The following is a 21,624-nucleotide window of genomic DNA, read 5'->3' as shown; positions in this document are numbered from 1 at the left end:
CGTCGGGTCATGCCGCGCCGGGCCCGGCCGCGAGCCCGGCGGGGGCCTCAGGCGAGCGCCTCACCGAGGGACCGGGCGGTGCGGCAGCGGAAGACGGCCGCGATGTCGACGCCGCGCCCCAGCTCCGCCTCGATCCGGCCCGCCAGGCGCAGCGCCGTCAGCGAGTCGCAGCCGAGGGCGAACACGTCGTCGTCCGCCCCGACGCCCTCGAGCCCCAGCACCTCGGCGATCAGCTCGCACAGCCGCCGCTCCAGGGCTCCGGCGGCGGGCGTGCCGGCGCCGGTCAGGAAGCGCTCCGTCGGCGCCGTCAGGGCCCCGGGCAGCTCGGCCAGGAGTTCCCGCAGGTCCGCGGCCATCTGCCGCGCGTCGTCCGCGTCGAGCAGATCGGGGCGGTGGCTCAGCTCCAGGCGCAGCCGCCGGCCGGGCGCGACCATCAGCTTCAGCGGGTAGTGGTAGGCGTCGTGGCCGGTGACCTCGGTCAGCCACAGGCCGTCCTCCGGGCTGGGCAGGGCCTCGGCGGTCGGGAAGTTCTCGAAGACGACGCAGCTGTCGAACAGTGTGCCCAGGCCCACGGCCCGCTGGATGTCCGTCAGGGCGAGGTGGTGGTACGGGAGCAGCTCGGCGTGTTCCTGTTGCAGCCGGGTCAGCAGCCCGGACAGCGGCTCGGCCGGGTCGAGGCGCACCCGCACCGGCACGGTGTTGATGAACAGCCCCACCATCTCCTCGATGCCCGGCAGCTCGGCCACCCGGCCGGAGACCGTGGCCCCGAAGACGATGTCCCGCAGCCCGGTCCGCCGGTGCAGCGCCAGGCCCCAGGCCAGCCGCAGCAGCGTGTTGAGCGTGACGCCGTGCCGGCGCGAGGCGTCGAGCAGCGCGGAGGTGTCCGGCTCGGGCAGCTCGACGACGGTGCGCTCCGGGAGGACGGGCGTCCGCGCGATGTCCCGGCCGGGGCAGACCAGGGTGGGTTCCCTCAGGCCCGCCAGCGAGGCGCGCCAGGCGGCGCGCGCCTCGTCGCGGTCCTGCGCGGCCAGCCACCGCAGATAGTCGGGGTAGTGGCCGGGCGTCGGCAGACCGCTCTCGTCGCCTTCGTGGTCGAAGAGCGCCAGCAGGTCGCGCAGCAGCAGCGAGGTGGTCCAGCCGTCCACGAGCAGATGGTGCACGCTCAGCACCAGCCGCCGCCGGTCCTCCTCCAGCTCGATCAGGGTGCAGCGGGTCAGCGGCGGCCGGGACACGTCGAAGCGCCGCCGCCGGTCGGCCTCCAGCAGCTCCTCCAGCCGCGCGTCCCGCTCCCGCGGGGCGAGACCGGTCAGGTCGTGCGCGTACCAGGGCATCCGCACCTGTTCCGGGATGACCTGGACCGGTTCGCCCGACCGCCGCTGAAGGAAGGCCGCGCGCAGCATGGAGTGGCGCCTCAGCAGGGCGTCGCACGCGTCCCGGAACCGCTGGGCGTCGAGCGGGCCCCGCACCTCCAGGGCGACCTGCACGTTGTAGACGTCCAGGGCCCCGCTGTCGTAGCGGGCGTGGAAGAGCAGCCCCTCCTGTGTCGGGGTGAGCGGCAGCAGCCGCGCCACGGGCATGCCGATCCGGCCGGCGAGCCGGGACAGCTCCTCCTCGTCCCGTTCGGCCTCGTCCCGTTCGGCCCCGTCGTGTTCGGCGCCGTCCAGTCCGGCCCCGCCCCGCGTCGCGGCCTGCTCGGGGGCCGCGCTCGCCCCGTACGTCACCAGCGCGCGCAGCGCCGCGAACCACAGCCGCGCCAGCTCGCCGACCTCGTCCCCGGCCAGCAGGCGGGACGCCCACAGCCAGTGGGCGACCAGTCGCGGGCCCGCCGGGCCGTCCTGGACCGCCGCGTTCACCTCGACGACATGGGTCATCGGCATCCGCGGATCGGGACCGGCCGGCAGCGCGTCCGACTCCGGCGCCACGCTCCAGTCGGCGTCCGTGGAGTTCTCCTGCCGGCCCAGGTAGTTGAAACCGATCTGCGGGTCGGGTCGGGCCGCCAACTCGGCGGCCGTGTCCGGGTTCAGATGGCGCAGCAGCCCGAAGCCGATGCCGCGCCGCGGGATCTGCCGCAGGTGGGCGGCGACCCGGCGCACGGCGTCGCCGAGGCGCGCGGGGGCCGGATCGCCCTCCGGGTCCCAGCCGGCGAACCCGGCGTCGAGCCGCACCGGGTACAGCGAGGTGAGCCAGCCCACAGTGCCCGACAGATCGGTGTCCTCGGTGAGCTGCTCGCGGCCGTGCCCCTCCACATCCACCAGCACGGCGGTGGCGCCCCCGGCCTCGGCGCGCCGCCAGGCGGCGACGGCCAGCGCCAGGGCGGTGAGCAGCAGCTCGTCGGTGCGGGCGCCGAGGGCGGCCGGCACCGAGGTGAGCAGCGGCGCGGTCAGGTCCGCGGGGAGCGCGAGGTCCATCTCGCCGGCGGTCGCGTGGATGTCGCGGGACGGCGAGAGCCGGGCGTCGGTGAGGGCGATGGAGCCCGGGCGCAGGATCCGGCGCCACACGGGGAGCTCGCCGCGCAGGGCGGGTTCCTTCGCGACGGCCAGCAGCCGGTGGCTCCAGTCCCGCAGCGGGAGCGGCACCGGGTCCACCGGCGCCGGGGCCCCGCCCGCCGCCGCGGCCCGCCAGGCGGTGTACAGGTCCGTCAGCAGGATGTGCCAGGAGACCGCGTCCACGGCCAGGTGGTGGACGGTGACGAGCAGCCGCCCCGGCCGGCCCTCGCCGGCGTCGAACCAGGTGGCCCGCACCATCGCGCCCTGGCGCGGGGCGAGCGCGTCGGCGTCCTCCGCGGCGCAGGCGGCAATCCGCGGGCGCACGGCGCCGGCGGGGAGGCGGGAGATGTCCACCCGGCGGACCGCCCCGCGCGACCCGCCCGGGTCCACCGGGTCCACGGCGAGCGACCCGTCGTCCCGCAGCCGGGCGCGCAGCGCCTGGTGCCGCTCCACGACGGCTGCCACGGCGGCGGCCAGCCGGTCGGTGCCGAGTCCGGGCGCCACCCGCAGCAGCGTCGACTGGTGGAAGGCGTCCACCGCGCCGCCGTGCTCATGGAGCCTGCGCATGATCGGCGTGGCGGGGACGACGGCGGAACCCTCGTCGCGGGCGGGCGCACCGGCCGTCGGGGCGGTGGCCGGCTTCGCGTCCTGCTCCAGGAACGCGGCGAGGGCCTCGGCCGTGCGATGGGTGAAGACCTGCTTGGGAGTGAACCGCAGGCCCGCCTCGCGCGCTCGCGCCACCAGCTGGATGACGGTGATCGAGTCGCCGCCGAGAGCGAAGAAGTCGTCCCCCGCCCCGGCTCCGTCCGCGCCGAGCACCTGCGCGAACAGCCCGGCGAGCGTGGCCGCGGCGCCCTCCTGCGCCCCCGGGTCCGGCCGGGCCCCTCCGGCCTCCCCGGTCCCGGGCCCGCGCGGCGGTGCCGTCTCCGCGGCCGGCTCCGGCGCGGGCAGCGCGGACCGGTCGACCTTTCCGTTGGGGCTCAGCGGAAGCGTGGGCAGGGTGACGAACACGGAGGGGAGCATGTACGCGGGCAGCCTGGCCGCGATCCGCTCTGCCAGGGTGGCGAGTTCGGCTTCCCGCCCGGGCTCCGGCACCACGTACGCCACCAGGTTCGGCGCGCCGCGGCGGTCCTCCCGTACCGCCGCGGCGACCCGGGCGACCGCGGGGTCGCCGCCGACCACGGCCTCGATCTCGCCCAGTTCGATCCGGAAGCCGCGGACCTTCACCTGGTCGTCGGCCCGGCCGCCGTACACCACGGTGCCGTCGGGCCGCCACCAGGCGATGTCGCCGGTGCGGTACATCCGGCCGCCGGGCTCGCCGAACGGGTCGGCGACGAAGCGGGCGGCGGAGAGCCCCGGCCGCCGGACATAGCCGCGGGCCAGCACCTCACCGCCGATGTACAGCTCGCCTGGCACACCCGCGGGGACCGGGCGCAGCCACGCGTCCAGCACATAGATCCGGGCGCCGGGGACGGGCCGGCCGATGGGCACCGCGCCCCGCGGCAGCGGATCCCCGGGCTCCAGGCGGTACTCCACACAGCCCACGGTCGCCTCGGTGGGCCCGTACTCGTTCACGACCGTCGCGCCGGGGTGGCGGGCCCGCCACGCGGCCAGCGCCTCCCCGGTCAACTGCTCGCCGCCCAGGACGAGTTCGCCGGTCGGCGAGTACCAGTCGGCGGAGTCGACCAGCACCGGCAGATGGCTGGGGGTGGCCTTGACGAACGTGGGCGCCGCGCCGGTGGCCCCGGGCGGGGCGTCAAAGTCCTCCAGGTCCACCATGCGCACCAGGCCGCCCGAGGTCAGCGGGCCGAAGACGGCGGTGACGGTCAGGTCGAAGGAGGGCGGCGAGTGCACCAGCGCGTGTCCGGCCAGGCCCGGGTAGGCCTCGCGGGCGAAGGCGAGGTAGTTGTCGACCGTGCGGTGTTCCACCGCCACCCCCTTGGGGCGGCCGGTCGACCCCGAGGTGTAGATGACGTAGGCGCGGTCGGCGGGCCGGACCGGCGCGCCGCGCTCGGCGTCGTCCAGCGGATCCCCCGGCAGCGCCGCGAGCCCGGCCCGCACGGCCGGGTCGCCGAGCGCGACCGCCGACGGGTGTCCGGCGAGCTCCGGGTGGGCGGTGTCGGCGCAGACGACCGCGGACGGGGCGGCGTCGGCGAGCAGATACGCGACGCGCTCCGGCGGATACCCGGGGTCGACCGGCAGATAGCCGGCCCCCGCCTTCAGCGCCCCCAGCAGCGCCACGACCAGGTCGGTGCCGCGCGGCAGCGCCACCGCCACCAGATCCCCCGGCCGTACGCCGCGCCCCAGCAGGAGCCGGGCCAGCCGGTTGGCGGCCTCGTCCAGCTCGCGGTAGCCGAGCGTGCGCGCCGGGTCGGCCACGGCCGGGGCGTCGGGGGTCCGGCGCACCTGGTCCTCGAAGCGCCGGACGAGCGTGGCCGTGCCGGGCCCGTCCGCCGCGGCCGTCCGGGTCCCGGTGCGGCCGGCCCACTCGCCCAGCACCCGTGCGCGCTCCTGGCCGGTCAGCAGCGGCAGTCGCGCGACGGGGGTGGTGGGGGAGTGGGTGAAGGCGTCGAGCAGCAACCGCAGCCGGGAGCCGATCAGCTCGAGGCGGGCGTCGTCGAACAGGCGGCGCCGGTAGCTGATGTCCAGGCGCAGCCGGGGGCCGGGCACGGCCACCACGCTCAGCGGGTAGTGCGTGGCACCGGTGATCTCCTGCCGGCCGCCGTCCTCCGGTCCCTCGCCTCCCTCGCCCGCCTCCTCGTCGGCGAGCGGGGCGATCCGCAGGCCCGGCACGCTGTCGCGTACGGACGCCCAGTCGAAGGGCGCGTTGCCGAAGCCGGTCGAGGTGTCGAACAGCGTGTCCAGCCCGGTCAGGCGCCGCACCTCGGCGAGCCCGAGGTGCTGGTGCGGGGCCAGCGCGAACTGTTCGTCCTGGATCCGGGCGAACAGCGCGGCCACCGTCTCCGCCGGGTCGATCCGCACCCGGACCGGCACGGCGTTCATGAGCAGGCCGACCACCGAGTCGGCGCCGGGCAGCCCTGGCGGGCGGCCGTGCACGGTCTGGCCGAACACCACGTCGCCACGCCCGGTCAGCAGGGACAGCAGCAGCGCCCAGACGCCCTGCACCACCGTGTTGAGGGTGAGCCCGTGCCTGCGGGCGGTCTCCGACAGCGCCTCGGTCGCGCCCTCCGGAAGCGTGATGTGCAGCAGACCGGGCATCTCCCCGTCCCCGGCCGCCGGCGCCCCGGCAGCCACGAGCGTGGGCTCGGAGAGCCCCTGGAGCGCCGACCGCCACGCCGCCTCCGCGGCGGGCCGGTCCTGCCGGGAGAGCCACCGCAGGAAGTCGGAGAACGGCGTGGCCTGCGCGAGCCCGCCGCCCGCGCCTCCCCCCTCGCTCTCCCGGCGGTACAGGGTGAACAGGTCCTCCAGCACCAGCGGCAGGGACCAGCCGTCCAGCAGGATGTGGTGGTACGTCAGGATGAACGCGTACTGGCGCTCGGCCAGCCGGACCAGTGCGAACCGCATCAGCGGCGGGGCCGTCATGTCGAAGCGGCGCGACCGCTCCTCCTCCAGGAAGGCCACCAGCTTCTTCCGGCGCACCGACTCGGGGTCCGCGGAGAGGTCCAGCTCGGTCCACGGCGTCTTCACGGTGCGCCGGATCAGCTGGACCGCCTGCCCGTTCGCCCGCTGGCGGAAACCGGCCCGCAGCGCGGTGTGGCGCGCCAGGGTGGCGGCGCAGGCGGCGCGGAGGGCCTTCGCGGACACCTCGCCGACCAGTTCGAAGGGGGCCTGGATGGTGTAGACGTCCACAGCCTCGGAGTCGTACAGAGCGTGGAAGAGCATGCCCTCCTGCAGCGGCGTGAGGGGCAGCACGGACTCGATCGGCGACTGTGTCACTTCGTTCACTGGCGGGTTCCCCGGAGGCGGTCGGCGGCGCGCGCCGAGGCGGGTGGCGTGTCGTGGGAGGGCGTGGCGACCGGTTTCGGCCGGATGCCACGATGATGTCGGGCGGCCCGACACCCGGGCCAGGCAGCCGACCGGCAGCTTCCCTGCCCGCCGACGTCTCGGCGGCCGAGCCGCGTTGCCGGTGCGCGGGTCAGCCGCGGTAGGCCGGCTCCGGCCGGGCGGACCGGGTGATCAGGTCCGACATGGAGACCAGCACCCGGCGGGCCCCGGTGAACGCCTCCCGCCCGTGCGACCAGCGCATGTTGTCGATCACCAGCAGGTCGTGGCGCCGCCAGGCGAAGCGCCGCGCGCGCCGCTCGAAGACCGCCCGGGCCGCGGCCACCAGCTCGTCGGGGATCGGGCTCCCGTCGCCGAACAGCACGTCATTGGGCAGCCCGTCGGCGCCGAACAGCGCCACCAGGTCCGCCCGCAACCCGTCGGGCAGGGCCGACTGGTGGAACAGCACCAGGTGGTTGAACCACACCCGGCGCCCGGTGCGCGGGTGCGTCACGGTCGCCGGGGCCCGGCGGACCGTACGCAGCCGGTCGTCCTCCAGCCACTCCCACTCCAGCCCGCCCGCCGCGCAGAACCGGTCCACCTCGGCCCGGCTGTCGGTCTGGAAGGCCTCGCGCCAGTCGAGCCCCACCCCGCTGCCGTAGTTGCGCACGTAGCGCAGCCCCCGCGCCTCCAGGGCCTCGACCACCTCGGCGGGCATCTCCTCCAGCACCCGCTCCACATCCGTGATCGGGGTGGCGCCGCCGGTGGCGGCCGGGGTGGCGCAGAAGAACGCCAGCCGGCCGGGCCAGGCACCGGCGTACGACGACTCGCAGTGCTGCGGGATCACCTCGCGGGCCGGGTACTCGGTGGAGGTGAACACCCCGTCGCCCACCTCGCTGCGCGGCGTCGAGCGCTCCGTGTACTCCAGCGGCCGGAACCCGAGCCCGTCCAGCGCCTGCTGGAAATCCGCCACGCCCTCCGCGCCGGCCCCCCGGATCAGCACGGCGCCACTGGTGGCGACGGCCTCGTGGATCGCCGGGGCCCGCCGCCGCGCGAAGGCCCCCAGCCGCTCGCCCTCCGCCCGCAACACGGTGATGCCGGTCAGATCGTCCACTCGTCACAACTCCCTGGGAACGGGCCCGCATCCGGTGCCCTGATGTCGGGTGCCCTGGTGTTCGGTGAGAACCCCGCCGGTCAGCCGAGCGCCTCCGCGACGGCGCCGAGCACCGCCGGAGCACCGGTGAAGAGGTAGTCGTGCCCGCCGGGCAGCAGCCGCACCGTGCACCCGGCCCCGGCGCACTCGCGCCACCGCTCCAGCCGGTCGGCGGCCACCAGCGGGTCCTCGGCGCCGCCGAACACATGCAGCGGGCAGCCGACCGGTACCGGTCCGGCGCTCCGGTACACCTCGGTGAGGGCGAGGTCGCGGCGGACCGTACGCAGCGCGTACCGCAGATACGACGGATACCGCCGGAGGTCCGGCGGGAAGCCGCCGAACCCCTCGAGCCAGGCGAGCAGGCTCTCGTCGTCCCGGTCCGAGATCCGCCGGGGCACCGGGGTGTGCGGCGCCCGGGAGGCGGAGACCAGCAGCGCGCGGGGCGCGGGCAGACCGCGCCGGCCGGCGCGGACGGCGATCTCATAGCCCAGCAGCGCCCCGAAGCTGTGGCCGAAGAGCGCGTACGGCAGGTCGAACTCGGCCGAGATGCCGTCGAGCACGGCCTCCGCCAGCTCCTCCAGGGTGTCCGGCAGCGGCTCCGCGCTGCGCACCCCACGGCCGGGCAGCTCCACCGTCGCCAGCTCGATGCCGGGCGGCGGCGCGAGGCGCCACGGGGCGTACGAGCCCGCGCTGCCACCCGCCTGGGGCAGGCAGAACAACCGCAGTCGGGGACGGGGAGCGGTCACCCGGCCGACGATCCACGGAGTGTCCACCCCGCGCGTCGGCGTGTCCGCCACGTGGCAGGGTCGTACGGCGGCGTGGGTTCCCATCCCGCTCCTCTCCTCGCCCGGCACTCGCCCCGGGGCGGTGGCCCCGGCGGCCCATGGTGGCGCCGCGGTGGCCGCCGGGCCAGGCACACGGACCGGCAACCGGTCTGCCGCCGAGTTGCCCCCAGGTCTGCCTGGAGGGCGGAAGCGTCGCGCGGCGAGGATCGGGGCCGACCGTTCTGCCCTTGCGCCTGAGGGGACCGCCTTCCCATGACCACTGTTCCCGACGAGGCAACCGACGCCACCTTCTTCACCCTGGACGCCGTCACGGCGGACCTGATGAAGGTCGAGGCCCTCACCCAGGCGTGCCTGAACTGGGACTACGGAAAACGCGACAGCCGTGTGTGGAGCCTGTACGAGAAGAACAAGGCCTCGCAGTGGAACGCCGCGACCGACATCGACTGGGACCACGACGTCCGCTTCGGGTCCGAGCTGACCGAGGAGAACGGCGCCCGGCTCGCCGGCTTCGTCGTCGGCGAGGGCAGCCCGGTGCCGCGCGAACTGCTCACCCGGTTCCGCTGGGAGTACCAGGCCTGGATGTGCAGCCAGTTCCTGCACGGCGAGCAGGGCGCGCTGGTGACCACCGCCCGGCTGGTGGAGACCGTGCCCGACATGGACGCCAAGACCTACGCCGCCTCCCAGGTCGCCGACGAGGCCCGGCACGTCGAGGCCTTCGCGCGCTACATGGACGAGAAACTCGGCACCGTCTACCCGGTCAACCCCGGGCTCGGGACACTGCTGCGCGATGTGCTGTCGGAGTCCCGGTGGGACATCGTCTACCTCGGCATGCAGGTGGTCATGGAGGGACTGGCGATCACCGGGCTGCGGCTCGCCAGCAGTGGCTTCGGCGACCCGCTGATCCGGCAGATCACCAAGATGGTGGCGAGCGACGAGGCCCGGCACATCGCCTTCGGCGTCACCTCCCTCACCGGCATGTACGCGGACGCCACCACGGCCGAGCTGCGGGAGCGCGAGGACTTCCTGCTGGAGTCCATCCGTCTGATGTCCCGGCGCTTCATGCTCCGCGAGGTGTGGGAGCGGATGGACCTCGACGTGGCCAAGGGGCTGCACTTCGCCCGCACCAACCCGATGATGGCCACCTACCGGCAGCTGCTGTTCCAGCAGGTCATCCATGTGCTGCGGCAACTGGGCCTGCTGTCGGAGCGGGTGAAGGAGCTGCTGCTCGCGGAGAACCTGGTGCGCCCCGAGACCATGGCCGCCCGCTGACCGGACCTGGAACGGGGGCCCAGCGCTCACCCCGGCACACTCCACCGCTGCCCGCCGCGCACCGCGCGCCGGGCAGCGGTGGAGTGTGCCGGATCAGTCCGCCGTCAGCGGCCCGAGCGCCGAGGGGAACTCCCCGGCGCACACCGCCCGCCAGATGACGCGGCGCCGCGGCTTGCCGCTGGAGGTCACCGCGATGCCACCCCGGGGCACCTCGGCGGACAACAGCTCCGCGTCGCCGAGCCACTCCGACAGCACCTCGTGGGCGGTCCGCCGCCAGCCGGGCCTGGCCGCCGCGAACAGGGCCACCGCCGTGGGCCTGCCGTCGCGGACCCCGAGCAGGACGGCCACCCGGCGCTCCGGGATGCCGCGCTCGTGCAACAGCGCCTCCAGGCTCTCGGCGAACACCATCTTCCCGCTCACCTTGAGCCCGTCGCCCAGCCGGCCGATCACGAACAGCTGACCGTCCCGCACGAACCCCGCGTCACCGGTCCGCAGCCCCCGCTCGCCGAGGCTGGTCCCCGAGGCCGAGCCGGTGTCGCCCACGTACCCGCTCGCGATCGACACGCCGCTGACCACGATCTCGCCGACCCGCCCGTCCGGGAGGGCCGCGCCGTCCTCGGACACGATCGTCACCGTTCTGCCGGGCAGCGGGCGGCCGCAGCCGACCACCGCCGTACCGGCGAGGGACGCCACGTCGCCCGCGGTGTCCGGGCGCCCCGTCGACCAGCCCTCGCCCGGGGGCAGACCGGTCACCGCCAAGGTCGCCTCCGCGCTGCCGTACGCGGGGACCAGCGCGCCGCGGTCCAGCCCGTGCGGCCCCAGCAGCGCGTGGAAGTCGCGCAGCACCCGTGGGTCGATCCGCTCCGCTCCGACGATCACGGCCCGCAGCGCGTCGAAGCGCAGCCCCTCCAGATCGGCCGGCCTCACCCGGCGCGCGATGTACGACAGGCCGAAGTTGGGCATGGCCGTCATGACGATGCGCCGGTCGCTGAGGCAGCGCAGATAGCGCAGCGGCGAGCGGATGAAGTCGTCCGGCTGGAACATCCACCCGTCGAAGCCGGTGACGACGACGTTCAGCAGGAAGCCGACGAGGCCCATGTCGTGATGGACCGGCAGCCAGCTCGCCGCGGGGCGCTCCGGCGCGCAGCCCAGCCAGGTGCCCATCCCCGAGATGTTGGTCCGCAGCGCCTCGGCGGAGATCCGCACCCCGCGCGAGAAACCGCTCGACCCCGAGGTGAACTGCACCAGCGCGGTCTCGGGCACCGGCAGCGGCCGCTCCAGCGGCTCGGTGTCCGCCACCAGGCCGTCGAAGGCGACCGGTGCGCCGAGGCCCACCTCCGCGGCCACCTTGGCCATCCGCTCCAGCGACTCGTCGTCGCAGACCACGGCCCCGGGCCGGACGGTACGCAGCAGATGCGCGGCGTGCTTCTCGTACTCGTCCGCACGCTGGAAGGCGAACGGCGGGGCGAGGGAACACGGTGTCGCGCCGGCGGCCAGCGCGCCGAAGAACCCGGCCACGAAACCCGGGCTGGAGCGCTGCACCAGCGCCACCACATCGCCCCGGCCGATCCCGTTCGCCCGCAGCGCGGCGGCGGTGCGCAGCACCAGCCGGCCCAGGTCGCGGTAGGACCAGAAGTCCCAGCCGTCGTCGTCGTTCGCGTAGTACAGGCCACGCTCGGTGGACGCCTCGTCCAGCCAGTCGAGCAGGCCCCGATCCGGAATACCCAACGTCCTCGTCCTTTCCGGGAGTGCACCGCCGCACAGCATCGCCACGCGGCCCGCGCGGCCACCAGGCAAGCGGCCGGTAACTCGCCCCGGCCCGGGCGGCATTTCGACCAGCAACCGCGATTGCCGGTCGATTGCCTGGTGAGCGGCCGTGCGCCGATGCAGCATCGACCGAGATCCGAGCTTCACGGTCCGGTGCACGAGAGAGCGGTTACGAACCCGATGACTTCACCCGACGCCGAGCACGGCCTGCTCCCGCTCACGGCCGCCCAGAGGGGTGTCTTCCACGCCCAGCGCCTCCAGCCGGACAACCCGGCCTACAACACCGTGGCCGTCATGGAGGTCCGCGGGCCGCTGGACGGGGAACTGCTGCGCCGGGCGATCCGCCACGCGGAGGGCGAGAGCGGCAGCTGGGACGTCGAGCTGGTGGAGCGTCCGGACGGCCTCTACCAGCGGCCGGTCGCCCCCGGCCGCTCGACGTGGCGGGAGATCGACCTCAGCGGGGACCCGGACGCCCTCACCACGGCCCGGGCGCTGGTCGAACGGGACCGCGCCACCGCGCGCGACCCGCTCCGCGACACGCTGTCCGGGCACGTCCTCATGCGGATCGGGCCCGACCACCACCTGTGGTACCAGCGCAGCCACCACATCCTGTCCGACGCGTTCGGCTCGGTGCTGCACTCGCGCAGGATCGCCACCGTCTACGAGGCCCTGGCCGCCGGGACCGAGCCGGCGGGCGAGCCGCTGGGCCGCCTCGTGGACCTGCTGGCGGAGGAGGCGGACTACCGCGCCTCGGACGACTACACCGCGGACCGGGACTACTGGAACGGTGTCCTCGCCGACCGGCCCGAGACCGCCTCGCTCGCCCAAGGGGTGCCGACCGGCGCCGCGGGGCGCGCCCTGTCGGCGACGACGGTCCTCTCACAGGCCGAACTGCGGGCCCTGCAGAGCGCGGGGCGGGACGCCCGCGCCCCGTGGACGGTGCCGATGCTGGCGGCCGTCGCCGCGTATCTCCAGGGCATGACCGGGGCCCAGGACCTCACCCTCGGCGTCCCGGTCACCGCACGGCTCGGCGCCCGGTCGCGCGACGTGCCCGGCATGCTCTCGAACACGCTCCCGCTGCGGCTGGCCGTCAGCCCCGCCGAGGGCAGGACACCGCTGGTCCGGCAGGTGGCGCGGCGGCTCGGCGAACTCCTCACCCACCAGCGCTACCCGTACGACGAGCTCCGCCGCGACCTGCGCCTGCTCGGCACCGACGAGCAGTTGTTCGGCGTGCTGGTGAACATCGTGCCGGCGGGCTCCGAGACCGCGTTCACCGGACGCGAGGCGCGCCTGGCCGCGCTCTCCGGCGGGCCGGTCACCGACCTCAACATCACCTGCCACCCCGGACCCGACGGCCGGGGCGCGCGCGTGGAGTTCGAGGCCAACCCCGACCGCTACACCGCCGCGGAACTGGCCGCGCACCAGGCGCGGTTCACCGACTTCCTCACCCGTTTCCTCGCCGCCCCGCCCGACCTTCCGCTCGCCCGGGTGGACGTCCTCACGGCGGACGAACGCACCGAGGCGCTCGCCGTCGGCCTGCCACCCGGTCCGGCGCGGCACGTGACGCCGCGTACCTTCCCCGAGCTGTTCGAGGACCAGGTGCGGCGCACCCCGCGGGGCTGCGCGGTGCTCTCGCCCACCTCCCGCCTCGACTACGCCGGCCTCAACGCCCGCGCCAACCGCCTCGCCAGGGCCCTGGTGGCGCGGGGAGCGGGCCCCGAGCGCCTGGTGGCCGTCGCCCTGCCGCGTGGCGTTGCCGCGCTGACGGCCGTGATCGCGGTGATGAAGGCGGGCGCCGCGTACCTCCCGGTCGACCTGGACTATCCGCGGGAGCGGGTCGCCGCCATGCTGGCGGACACCGAGCCGCTGATGCTGCTCACCACGCGGGCCGCCGACGACGGCACACTGGCCTCCGGTGTGCCCCGGCTCTACCTGGACGGAGCCGGTCACGCCACGGCCACGGACCCGGACACGGACACCGAGACCGGCATCGGCACCGACCTGGCCGATACCGACCTCAGCGACCGCGACCGCGTGGCGCCGCTGAGGCCGGGGCACCCGGCGTACGTCATCTACACCTCCGGCTCCACCGGTCGCCCCAAGGGCGTGGTGGTCACCCACACCGGCCTGGCCGCCCTGCTGCGGCAGCAGACGGACCTCCTGCGCCTGGGACCGGACACCCGGGTGCTGCAGTTCGCGTCGCCGAGCTTCGACGCGTCGGTGTGGGAGCTGTGCGTGGCGCTGCTCACCGGCGCCGCCGCCGTGGTCGCCCCGCCCGAACGCCTGGTGCCCGGGCCGCCGCTGGCCGCCCTGGTGGCCGAACTGGGCGTCGACTGCCTGCTGCTCGCCCCCTCCGCGCTCACGGCCATGCCCCCGGACGGCCTGCCGAAGGGCGTCAATCTGGTCGTCGGCGCCGAGCCCTGCCCACCCGAGCTGGTCGCCCGCTGGTCCCCGGGACGGCACATGGTCAACGCCTACGGCCCCACCGAGGCCACGGTGATCGCCACCCAGACCGGGCCGCTGTCCGGCCGGACCGCGCCGCCCATGGGCTCCTCGGTCCCCGGCGGCCGGCTCCGGCTGCTCGACTCCGCGCTGCGGCCGGTGCCGCCCGGGGTGGCGGGGGAGGTGTACCTGAGCGGCGACGGGCTCGCCCGCGGCTACCTCGGCCGGCCCGGGGTCACCGCGGAGCGGTTCGTCGCCGACCCCTTCGGGGCGCCCGGCGCGCGGATGTACCGGACCGGGGACATGGCCCGCTGGACGGCGGACGGCGAGCTGACGTATCTCGGCCGCGCCGACCGCCAGGTCAAGCTGCGGGGTTTCCGCATCGAACTCGGCGAGATCGAGGCCCAGCTCGCCCAGGCCCCCGGCGTCGGCGGGGCCGTCGCGGTCGTCCGCGCGGACCGGCCCGGGACCAGACAGCTGGTCGCCTACGCCGTACCCGCCGCCGACACCACTACGACCACGGCCGCCGACACCACAGCGAGCACCGCCACCGGCACCACCACCGCCACCGGCGGCCCGGCGCCGTACGGCGGGCTCGACGCGTCCGGGCTGCGGAAGTTCCTGGCGCGCCGGCTCCCCGCGTACATGGTCCCGGCCCGGATCGTGGTGCTCGACACCTTCCCGCTCACGCCGAACGGCAAGGTGGACCGCGCGGCCCTGCCGGCCCCCGCGTTCGAGGCCGCGAGCGCCTACCGGGCGCCCGGCACGGAGCGGGAGCGGGTGCTGCACGAGGCGTTCACCGAGGTGCTCGGCGCGGCGCGGATCGGCGTGGACGACAGCTTCTTCGACCTCGGCGGCGACTCGGTCGTCGCCATGCGACTGGCGGCCCGCGCCCACGAGGCGGGGCTCGTCGTCACCACCAACGACATCTTCCTCCACAAGACCATCGCCCGGCTCGCCGAAGTGGCCCAGGACACCGGCCCGGAAGCCGGGACACCGCGCGACGCCGCGAGCCTGGTGCACCTCGACGCGGAGGAACTCGACGAGCTCGAAGCCCAGTGGGAGACCTCGTGAAACAGACATCCCTGGAGGCGGTGCTGCCGCTCACGCCGTTGCAGCAGGGCATCCTCTTCCACGCCCTCTTCGACGAGGGGGCCGCCGGCGGCGGAACCGGAGAACCCGGCGGATCCGGCGGGTCCGTTGACTTCTACACCGTGCAGACCCCCCTGGAACTGGTCGGCGCGCTCGACACCGACGTCCTGCGCCGCTCCTGCCTGGCCCTGCCCGCGCGCCACGCGAGTCTGCGCGCCGGGTTCCTGCGCCGCCGCTCCGGCGAGGCCGTGCAGGCCATCGCCCGGGCGGTCGAGCCGCCGTGGGAGGAGGTGGACCTCTCCGGCCTCGGCGCCGACGAGTCCCGGGCGCGGCTGACCCGGCTGCTGGCCGAGGACCGCTCCCGGCGCTTCGAGATGACCAAGCCGCCGCTGCTGCGCTTCACCCTGGTGCGGCTGGCGGCCGACCGCCACGTCCTGGTGCTCACCAACCACCACATCCTGCTGGACGGCTGGTCGCTGCCGCTGGTCCTCGCGGACCTGTTCCGCGTCTACGGGGACGGCGGCAGCGCCGAGCGGCTGGAGGCGGCCCCGTCGTTCGCCGACTACCTCGGCTGGCTGTCCGACCGGGACCGGGCCGGGGCCGAGCGCGCCTGGCGGGCCGCGCTGTCCGGGCTCGACGGGGCGACGCTGGTGGCCGGCGGGGCAGGCACCGGCGCCTCCGGCCGCGGCCAGCGGCGTGTCGTCGCGGAGCTGTCCGAGGCCGACACCGCGCGGGTGACCGCCGCGGCCCGGTCGCGGGAGCTGACCACCAACACCCTGGTCCAGTGCGCGTGGGCGCTGCTGCTGACCCGGCTCACCGGGCGGCGGGACGTCGTCTACGGCAACACCGTCGCCGGGCGCCCGCCCCAGCTCCCGGGCAGCGAGCGCATGGTGGGCCTGATGATGAACACGGTGCCGGCCCGGGTGCGGATCGACCCGGCCGAGCCGGTGGCCGACCTGCTGGCCCGTATCCAGCGCGAGCAGGCGGCCCTGACCGGACACGACTACCTCGGCCTCGCGGACATCCACCGCGCCGCCGGGGTCGGCGAGCTCTTCGACACCACCGTCGCCTTCGAGAACGTCCCCGTCGAACACGCAGTCCAGGGCGCCGAGGTGCCCGGGCTCGCGGTCAGCCTGCTCCGGGACGCCGTGGAGGACGCGTTCGAGGGCACCCACTACCCGCTGAGCCTCGCCGTCCACCCCGGCGAGCGGCTCCGCTTCGAACTCAACTACCGCGACGACGTCTACATCGGCGAGGCCGCGGCCGAGGTGCTGGACCGGCTGTGCGCCGTGATACGGGACCTCGCCGACCGGCCCGACCTGCCGGCGGGGCGGCTGCCCGGGTGCTCCGACGCCGAGCGGCGGCACATCCTGCGGGCGTCCAGCGGCCGGACCGCGCCCCACCCGCCCCAGGCCCTGCCCGAGCTGTTCGAGGCGCGGGTCCGCGCGACACCCCACGCGGTCGCGGTCAGCGACGGCACGGCGAGCCTGACCTTCGAGCGGCTCAACGCCGACGCCAACCGGCTCGCCCGGCTGCTCGTCGCCGAGGGCGCGCGGCCCGACCGTCTCATCGGCGTCGCCCTGCCCCGCACCGCGGCGGCGGTGGCGGCGATCCTCGCGGTGTGGAAGTCGGGGGCCGGCTATCTGCCGATCGACACCGAGCACCCGCCGGAGCGGATCGCGGCGATCTGCGCCGAGGCCGGCCCCGCCCTCGTCCTGGCCACCGCCGCCACCGCGCGGGCCGTGCCCGAGGGGGTACGGACCCTGCTGCTCGACGAGGCCGCGCTGCCCGAGGACCCCACCGACCTCGACGACGGCGACCGCGCCGGCGCGCTGCGCCCCGGCCACCTGGCGTATGTGATCTACACCTCCGGCTCCACCGGCCGCCCCAAGGGCGTCGCCGTCGAACACGGCAACCTGGCCAACATGTTCCACAGCCACCGGGCCAACTTCTTCGAGCCGGAGCGGACCCGGGCGGGAGGCCGGCCACTGCGCGCCGCGCTCACCAACTCGCTCGGCTTCGACGCCTCCTTCAGCCAGCTGCTGTGGATGGTCGCCGGGCACGAGCTGCACATCGTCGACGACACCGTCCGCCGGGACTCCCGGGCGCTCGTCGAACACGCCGTGGGGGCCGCGGTGGACGTCCTCGACACCACGCCGTCGGTGGCCCGGCAGATGCTGGCGGCGGGCATGTTCGCGGCCTCGGGGGAGCGCCACCGGGTGAGTGTCCTGGCGCTCGGCGGCGAGGAGGTCCCGGACGACCTGTGGACCGAACTGCACGGGGTGCCGGGCCTGTCGGTGTACAACCTCTACGGGCCCGCCGAGTGCACGGTGGACGCGATGTTCTGGCACCACGACGGCGGGGACGCCGTCGGCCGGCCCGCCATCGGCGTCCCCGCCGACAACGCCCGGGTGTATGTGCTCGACGAGTTCCTGCGGCCGGTGCCGCCCGGGGTGGTCGGCGAGCTGTACATCGCCGGTGACGGGGTCGCCCGCGGCTATCTGGGACGACCCGGCCTGACCGCCGAGCGGTTCGTGGCCGATGTGTTCGGCCCCCCGGGCGCCCGCATGTACCGCACCGGAGATCTGGGGCGCCGCCGCCCGGACGGGGCCGTGGAGTACCGCGGGCGAGTCGACTCGCAGGTCAAGATACGCGGCCACCGCATCGAACTGGGCGAGATCGAGGCCGCCCTGGCGGCGGACCCCTCCGTGGGGCAGGCCGTGGCGGCGGTGTCCGCCGACCCGTCGGGGACCCGGCGCGTCGTGGGTTACGTCCGCCCCCGTCCCGGCTCCCCGGCGCGCCCCGACCCGGCCGCGCTGCGCGCGTCCGTGGCGCGGCGGCTCCCGGCGTACATGGTCCCGGCCCGGATCATGGTCGTCGAGGACATCCCGCTCACCCCCAACGGCAAGGTGGACCGTGCCGCGCTGCCGGCCCCCACGTTCCAGGCCGTTGGCGCCTACCGGGCGCCCGCCTCCGACCGGGAGCGGGTGCTGCACGAGGTGTTCACCGAGGTGCTCGGCGGGGGGCGGATCGGCGTGGACGACAGCTTCTTCGACCTCGGCGGCGACTCGATCATCGCCATGCAGCTGGCGGCCCGCGCCCACCGGGCCGGGCTGGCCCTCAGCACCAAGGACGTCTTCCTCCACAAGACCATCGCCCGGCTCGCCGACGTGGCCGAGGACACCGGCGCGCGGGGGGAGGCGCGGAGCGGGGAGGCCACGGCCGCGACCGAGGGCCCGCTGGTCCCGCTCACCGACGCCGAACGCGCGGAGCTGGCCGAGCGCGGCCACCGGCCCGCCGACGTGCTGCCGCTGACGCCGCTGCAGCAGGGCATGCACTTCCACGCGATGCTGGCCGCCGACGGCGTGGACGTCTACACGGCCCAGGCCCCGGTACGGCTCGAGGGCCCGCTCGCCCCCGCCGCGCTGCGCCAGGCCGTCGAGGCGCTCGTCGCCCGCCACTGCGCCCTGCGGGTCTCCTTCACCCTGCTGGGCACGGGCCGGCTGGTCCAGGTCGTGCACGAGGGGATGCGCGTGCCGTGGCGGGAGGCCGACCTCTCCGCCCTCGGCGAGGACGAGCGCCGCACCCGCCTCGCCGAGCTGATCGACGAGGACCGGCTGCACCGCTTCGACCTCGCGGAGCCGCCACTGCTGCGGGTCACCCTGGTCCGGCTCGCCCCCGACGACCACCTGCTGCTGGTGTCGTACCACCACGGGCTGCTGGACGGCTGGTCGCTGCCGCTCTTCTTCCGCGACCTGTTCGCCCTCTACGCCCGCGGCGGCCGGGCGGACCCGGAACAGGGCCCGCCACCGGCGCAGTTCTCCGACTACCTCCGCTGGCTGGACGGCCAGGACACCGAGCGGGCCGAGCGGGCCTGGGCCGAGGCACTGGACCGGCTGGACGAGCCCACACTCGTGGCCCCCGACGCCGAGGCCGCCGCCGCGACCGTCCCGCACCTGGCGACGGAGCTTCTGGACCCGGAGCACACCGCGGCGCTGTCCACCGCGGCCCGCGCCGCCGGACTGACGCTCAACACGGTGGTCCAGGGCGCCTGGGCGGTGGCACTCGGCCACCTGCTGGGCCGCGAGGACGTGGTGTTCGGCGCGACCTGCGCCGGACGCCCGCCCGAGCTGCCGGGCTCCGAGGACATCGTCGGCCTGCTCATGAACACCGTGGCGGTCCGGGTGCGGCTCGACCCGGCACGGCCGCTCGGCCGGGTCCTGGCCGACCTCCAGCACCAACAGGCCGAGCTGGGCCCGTACCAGCACCTGGGCCTCACCGAAGTGCAGCGGGCCCTGGGCCTCGGCGAACTCTTCGACACCGTCGTCGGGTTCGAGAACACCCCCGTGGACGGCGACGCCGTCCAAAAACACGTCCCCGGCCTGCGGATCTCCGTCGACGACCGGCCCGTGCCCGGCGCCACCCACTACCCGCTCAGCCTGGTCGTGGTGCCAGGCGAGCGCATGAGCCTCGAACTCAGCTACCGCGCCGACCTGTTCACCGCCGAGGAGTGCCAGGACCTGCTGGCCCGGGTACGCACCGTCCTCGACGGCTTCGTGGCGGACCCGGCGGTGCCCCTCGGCCGCCTCGACCTGCTCACCGCACGGGAACACGACCGCTTCCGCACGGCCGCCGACGGGCCCGCGCACCCCGGTGCGCGCGCCACCTTCCCCGGGCTCTTCGAGGAACGGGTGCGCGCCCGCCCCGAGGCCATCGCCGTGTACGACGGCGAGTCGGCCATCAGCTACGGCGAGCTCAACACGCGGGCCAACCGGCTGGCCCGCGCGCTGGTGGCCCGCGGCATCGGCCCCGAGGACATCGTCGCGGTCGCGGTCCCCAAGTCGGCCCGCTCCGTCCTGGCCGTCCTGGCCGTCCTCAAGGCCGGGGCCGCCTACCTGCCGCTGGACCTGCGGTACCCACCGGAGCGGCTGCGCCACGTCATCGCCGACGCCCGGCCCGCCCTCGTCCTGACCACCGCCGAGGCGGCCGGGCCGATGGCCGAGGCGGGCGCCCGGGCCACCCTGTGCCTGGACGGTACGGACGGCACGGACGGTACGGACACCGCCGCCGACGCCTCCCAACGGGCCGATGCGGCCGCCGAGTTGGCCGCCGGGCTGTCGGGCGAGGACCTGACCGACGCCGACCGGGTGGCCCCGCTGCGGCCCGGGAACACCGCGTACCTCATCTACACCTCCGGCTCGACCGGCCGCCCCAAGGGCGTGCTGGTCTCCCACCTGGGCATCCCCGCCCTGGTCGCCCAGCAGCGCACCGGCCTGGCGCAGCGCGCCGACGAGCGGGTGCTGCTGTTCGCCTCGCCCAGCTTCGACGCCTCGGTGTGGGAACTGGCCACCGCCCTGCTGACCGGGGCGAGCGCGGTCGTCGCGGAACCCGACGAGCTGCTGCCCGGCCCGGCCCTGGCGGCCACCGTGGCCCGGCACGGCGTGACCGCGCTCCTGCTCCCCCCGTCCTCGCTCGCCGTGATGCCCGAGGACGGCCTGCCCCCCGGGGTCACCCTCGTCGTCGGTGGCGAGGCCTGCCCGCCCGAGCTGGTCGAACGCTGGTCGGCCGGGCGCCGCATGGTCAACGCCTACGGCCCGACCGAGGCGACCGTCATGGCCACGATGAGCCGCCCGCTGGCGGGCCGGACCAGGCCGCCGCTCGGCGACCCGGTCGCGGGGGCCCGCGTCTACCTGCTCGACGGCGCGCTGCGCCCGGCGGCGGTGGGCGCGCCCGGCGAGCTGTATCTGGCGGGGGAGGGGCTCGCCCGCGGCTATCTGCGCCAGGCCCGGCTCACCGCGGAACGCTTCGTCGCCGACCCGTACGGCCCGCCCGGGTCGCGGATGTACCGCACCGGCGACCTGGCCCGCCGCACGCCGGACGGCACCCTGGAATACCTGGGCCGGGCCGACCAGCAGGTCAAGGTGCGCGGCTTCCGGATCGAGCCGGGCGAGATCGAGACGGTGCTGGCCGACGACCCCGCCGTCGCCCGGGCGGCCGTCGTGGTCCGCGAGGACCGGCCCGGCCGGCCGCTGCTGGTGGCGTACGCGGCCCCGGCCCCGGGCGCCCGGCCGGACCCCGCGGACCTGCGCCGCCGGGCCGCCGCCGCCCTGCCCGACCACATGGTGCCCGCGGCCGTCGTCGTCCTGGACCGGCTGCCGGTCACGCCCAGCGGCAAGCTCGACCGGGACGCCCTGCCCGCGCCCGACTTCACCGGCACCCCCGAGAGCCGGGCCCCCCGCACCGCCCGCGAGGAGCGGCTGTGCGCGCTGTTCGCGCAGGCGCTCCAGGTGGAGCGGGTGGGCATCGACGACAGCTTCTTCGACCTCGGCGGCGACTCGATCAGCTCGATCAAGCTCGTCACCCTCGCCCACGCGGACGGCCTGGACATGGCGCCGCGCGACGTGTTCACCCACAAGACCGTGGCGGCGCTCGCCACCGCGGTCAAGGAGCTCGCCCCGGCCCCGGACGCGGACGCGGCCGGCCCGGAGGAGCCGCTGATCACCCTGGACCAGCACGAGTTCGACGCGTTCGCGTCCGACTGGCAGGAACCCGTCTGAACTCCCCCCTCGGCGGTGGCCGGACACGCCCCCGGCCACCGCCCGCACCACCACTGGGCCGACGACGGCCGGGACCCTGCTCGGCCGGCCCAGTGAGGCACCACCACGCGGCCCGGCGGCGACGCGCGGGG

At 75.6% G+C, this 21,624-nt stretch carries 7 protein-coding genes; 3 read left to right on the top strand and 4 right to left on the bottom strand.

Going from position 1 to position 21,624, the window contains the following annotated elements; all coding sequences use genetic code 11:
• Positions 1-47: 47 nt before the first annotated feature.
• The 3 genes from ABFY07_RS35375 to ABFY07_RS35365 form a co-directional block, all read right to left on the bottom strand.
• Positions 48-6,392, bottom strand: a complete 6,345-nt coding sequence (locus tag ABFY07_RS35375) for an amino acid adenylation domain-containing protein (protein WP_346178428.1) — start codon at positions 6,390-6,392, stop codon at positions 48-50.
• 190 nt (positions 6,393-6,582) lie between these two features.
• Positions 6,583-7,542, bottom strand: a complete 960-nt coding sequence (locus ABFY07_RS35370) for a TauD/TfdA family dioxygenase (RefSeq protein ID WP_346178427.1) — start codon at positions 7,540-7,542, stop codon at positions 6,583-6,585.
• Between the two features lie 80 nt (positions 7,543-7,622).
• Positions 7,623-8,411: a thioesterase II family protein gene (locus tag ABFY07_RS35365; protein WP_065967590.1), complete on the bottom strand. Its 789-nt coding sequence runs from the start codon at positions 8,409-8,411 to the stop codon at positions 7,623-7,625.
• Positions 8,412-8,618: 207 nt separating this feature from the next.
• Here ABFY07_RS35365 and ABFY07_RS35360 point away from each other — a divergent pair, with 207 nt between their 5' ends.
• Positions 8,619-9,635: a diiron oxygenase gene (locus tag ABFY07_RS35360; RefSeq protein WP_346178426.1), complete on the top strand. Its 1,017-nt coding sequence runs from the start codon at positions 8,619-8,621 to the stop codon at positions 9,633-9,635.
• 93 nt (positions 9,636-9,728) lie between these two features.
• Here ABFY07_RS35360 and ABFY07_RS35355 read toward each other — a convergent pair whose 3' ends face one another.
• The gene (locus tag ABFY07_RS35355) at positions 9,729-11,363 is read right to left on the bottom strand and encodes an AMP-binding protein (RefSeq protein ID WP_346178425.1); all 1,635 of its coding nucleotides are present in this window, start codon (positions 11,361-11,363) and stop codon (positions 9,729-9,731) included.
• Positions 11,364-11,582: 219 nt separating this feature from the next.
• Between ABFY07_RS35355 and ABFY07_RS35350 the strand changes: the two genes are divergently transcribed.
• Both ABFY07_RS35350 and ABFY07_RS35345 read left to right on the top strand, forming a co-directional pair.
• Entirely contained in the window at positions 11,583-14,918 is a 3,336-nt protein-coding gene (locus ABFY07_RS35350; protein ID WP_346178424.1) for an amino acid adenylation domain-containing protein, read from the top strand.
• Positions 14,915-21,493 (top strand): amino acid adenylation domain-containing protein, encoded by a 6,579-nt coding sequence (locus tag ABFY07_RS35345; protein WP_346178423.1) that lies wholly within the window; start codon positions 14,915-14,917, stop codon positions 21,491-21,493. The genes ABFY07_RS35350 and ABFY07_RS35345 overlap by 4 nt, the downstream gene beginning before the upstream one ends.
• Positions 21,494-21,624: the final 131 nt, after the last annotated feature.

Source organism: Streptomyces sparsogenes subsp. cuspidosporus (assembly GCF_039532705.1).
GTDB classification, from domain to species: Bacteria; Actinomycetota; Actinomycetes; order Streptomycetales; family Streptomycetaceae; genus Streptomyces; species Streptomyces sparsogenes.
The sequence above is the reverse complement of the archived record's forward strand: the minus strand, read 5'-3'. Positions and strand labels throughout refer to the sequence as shown.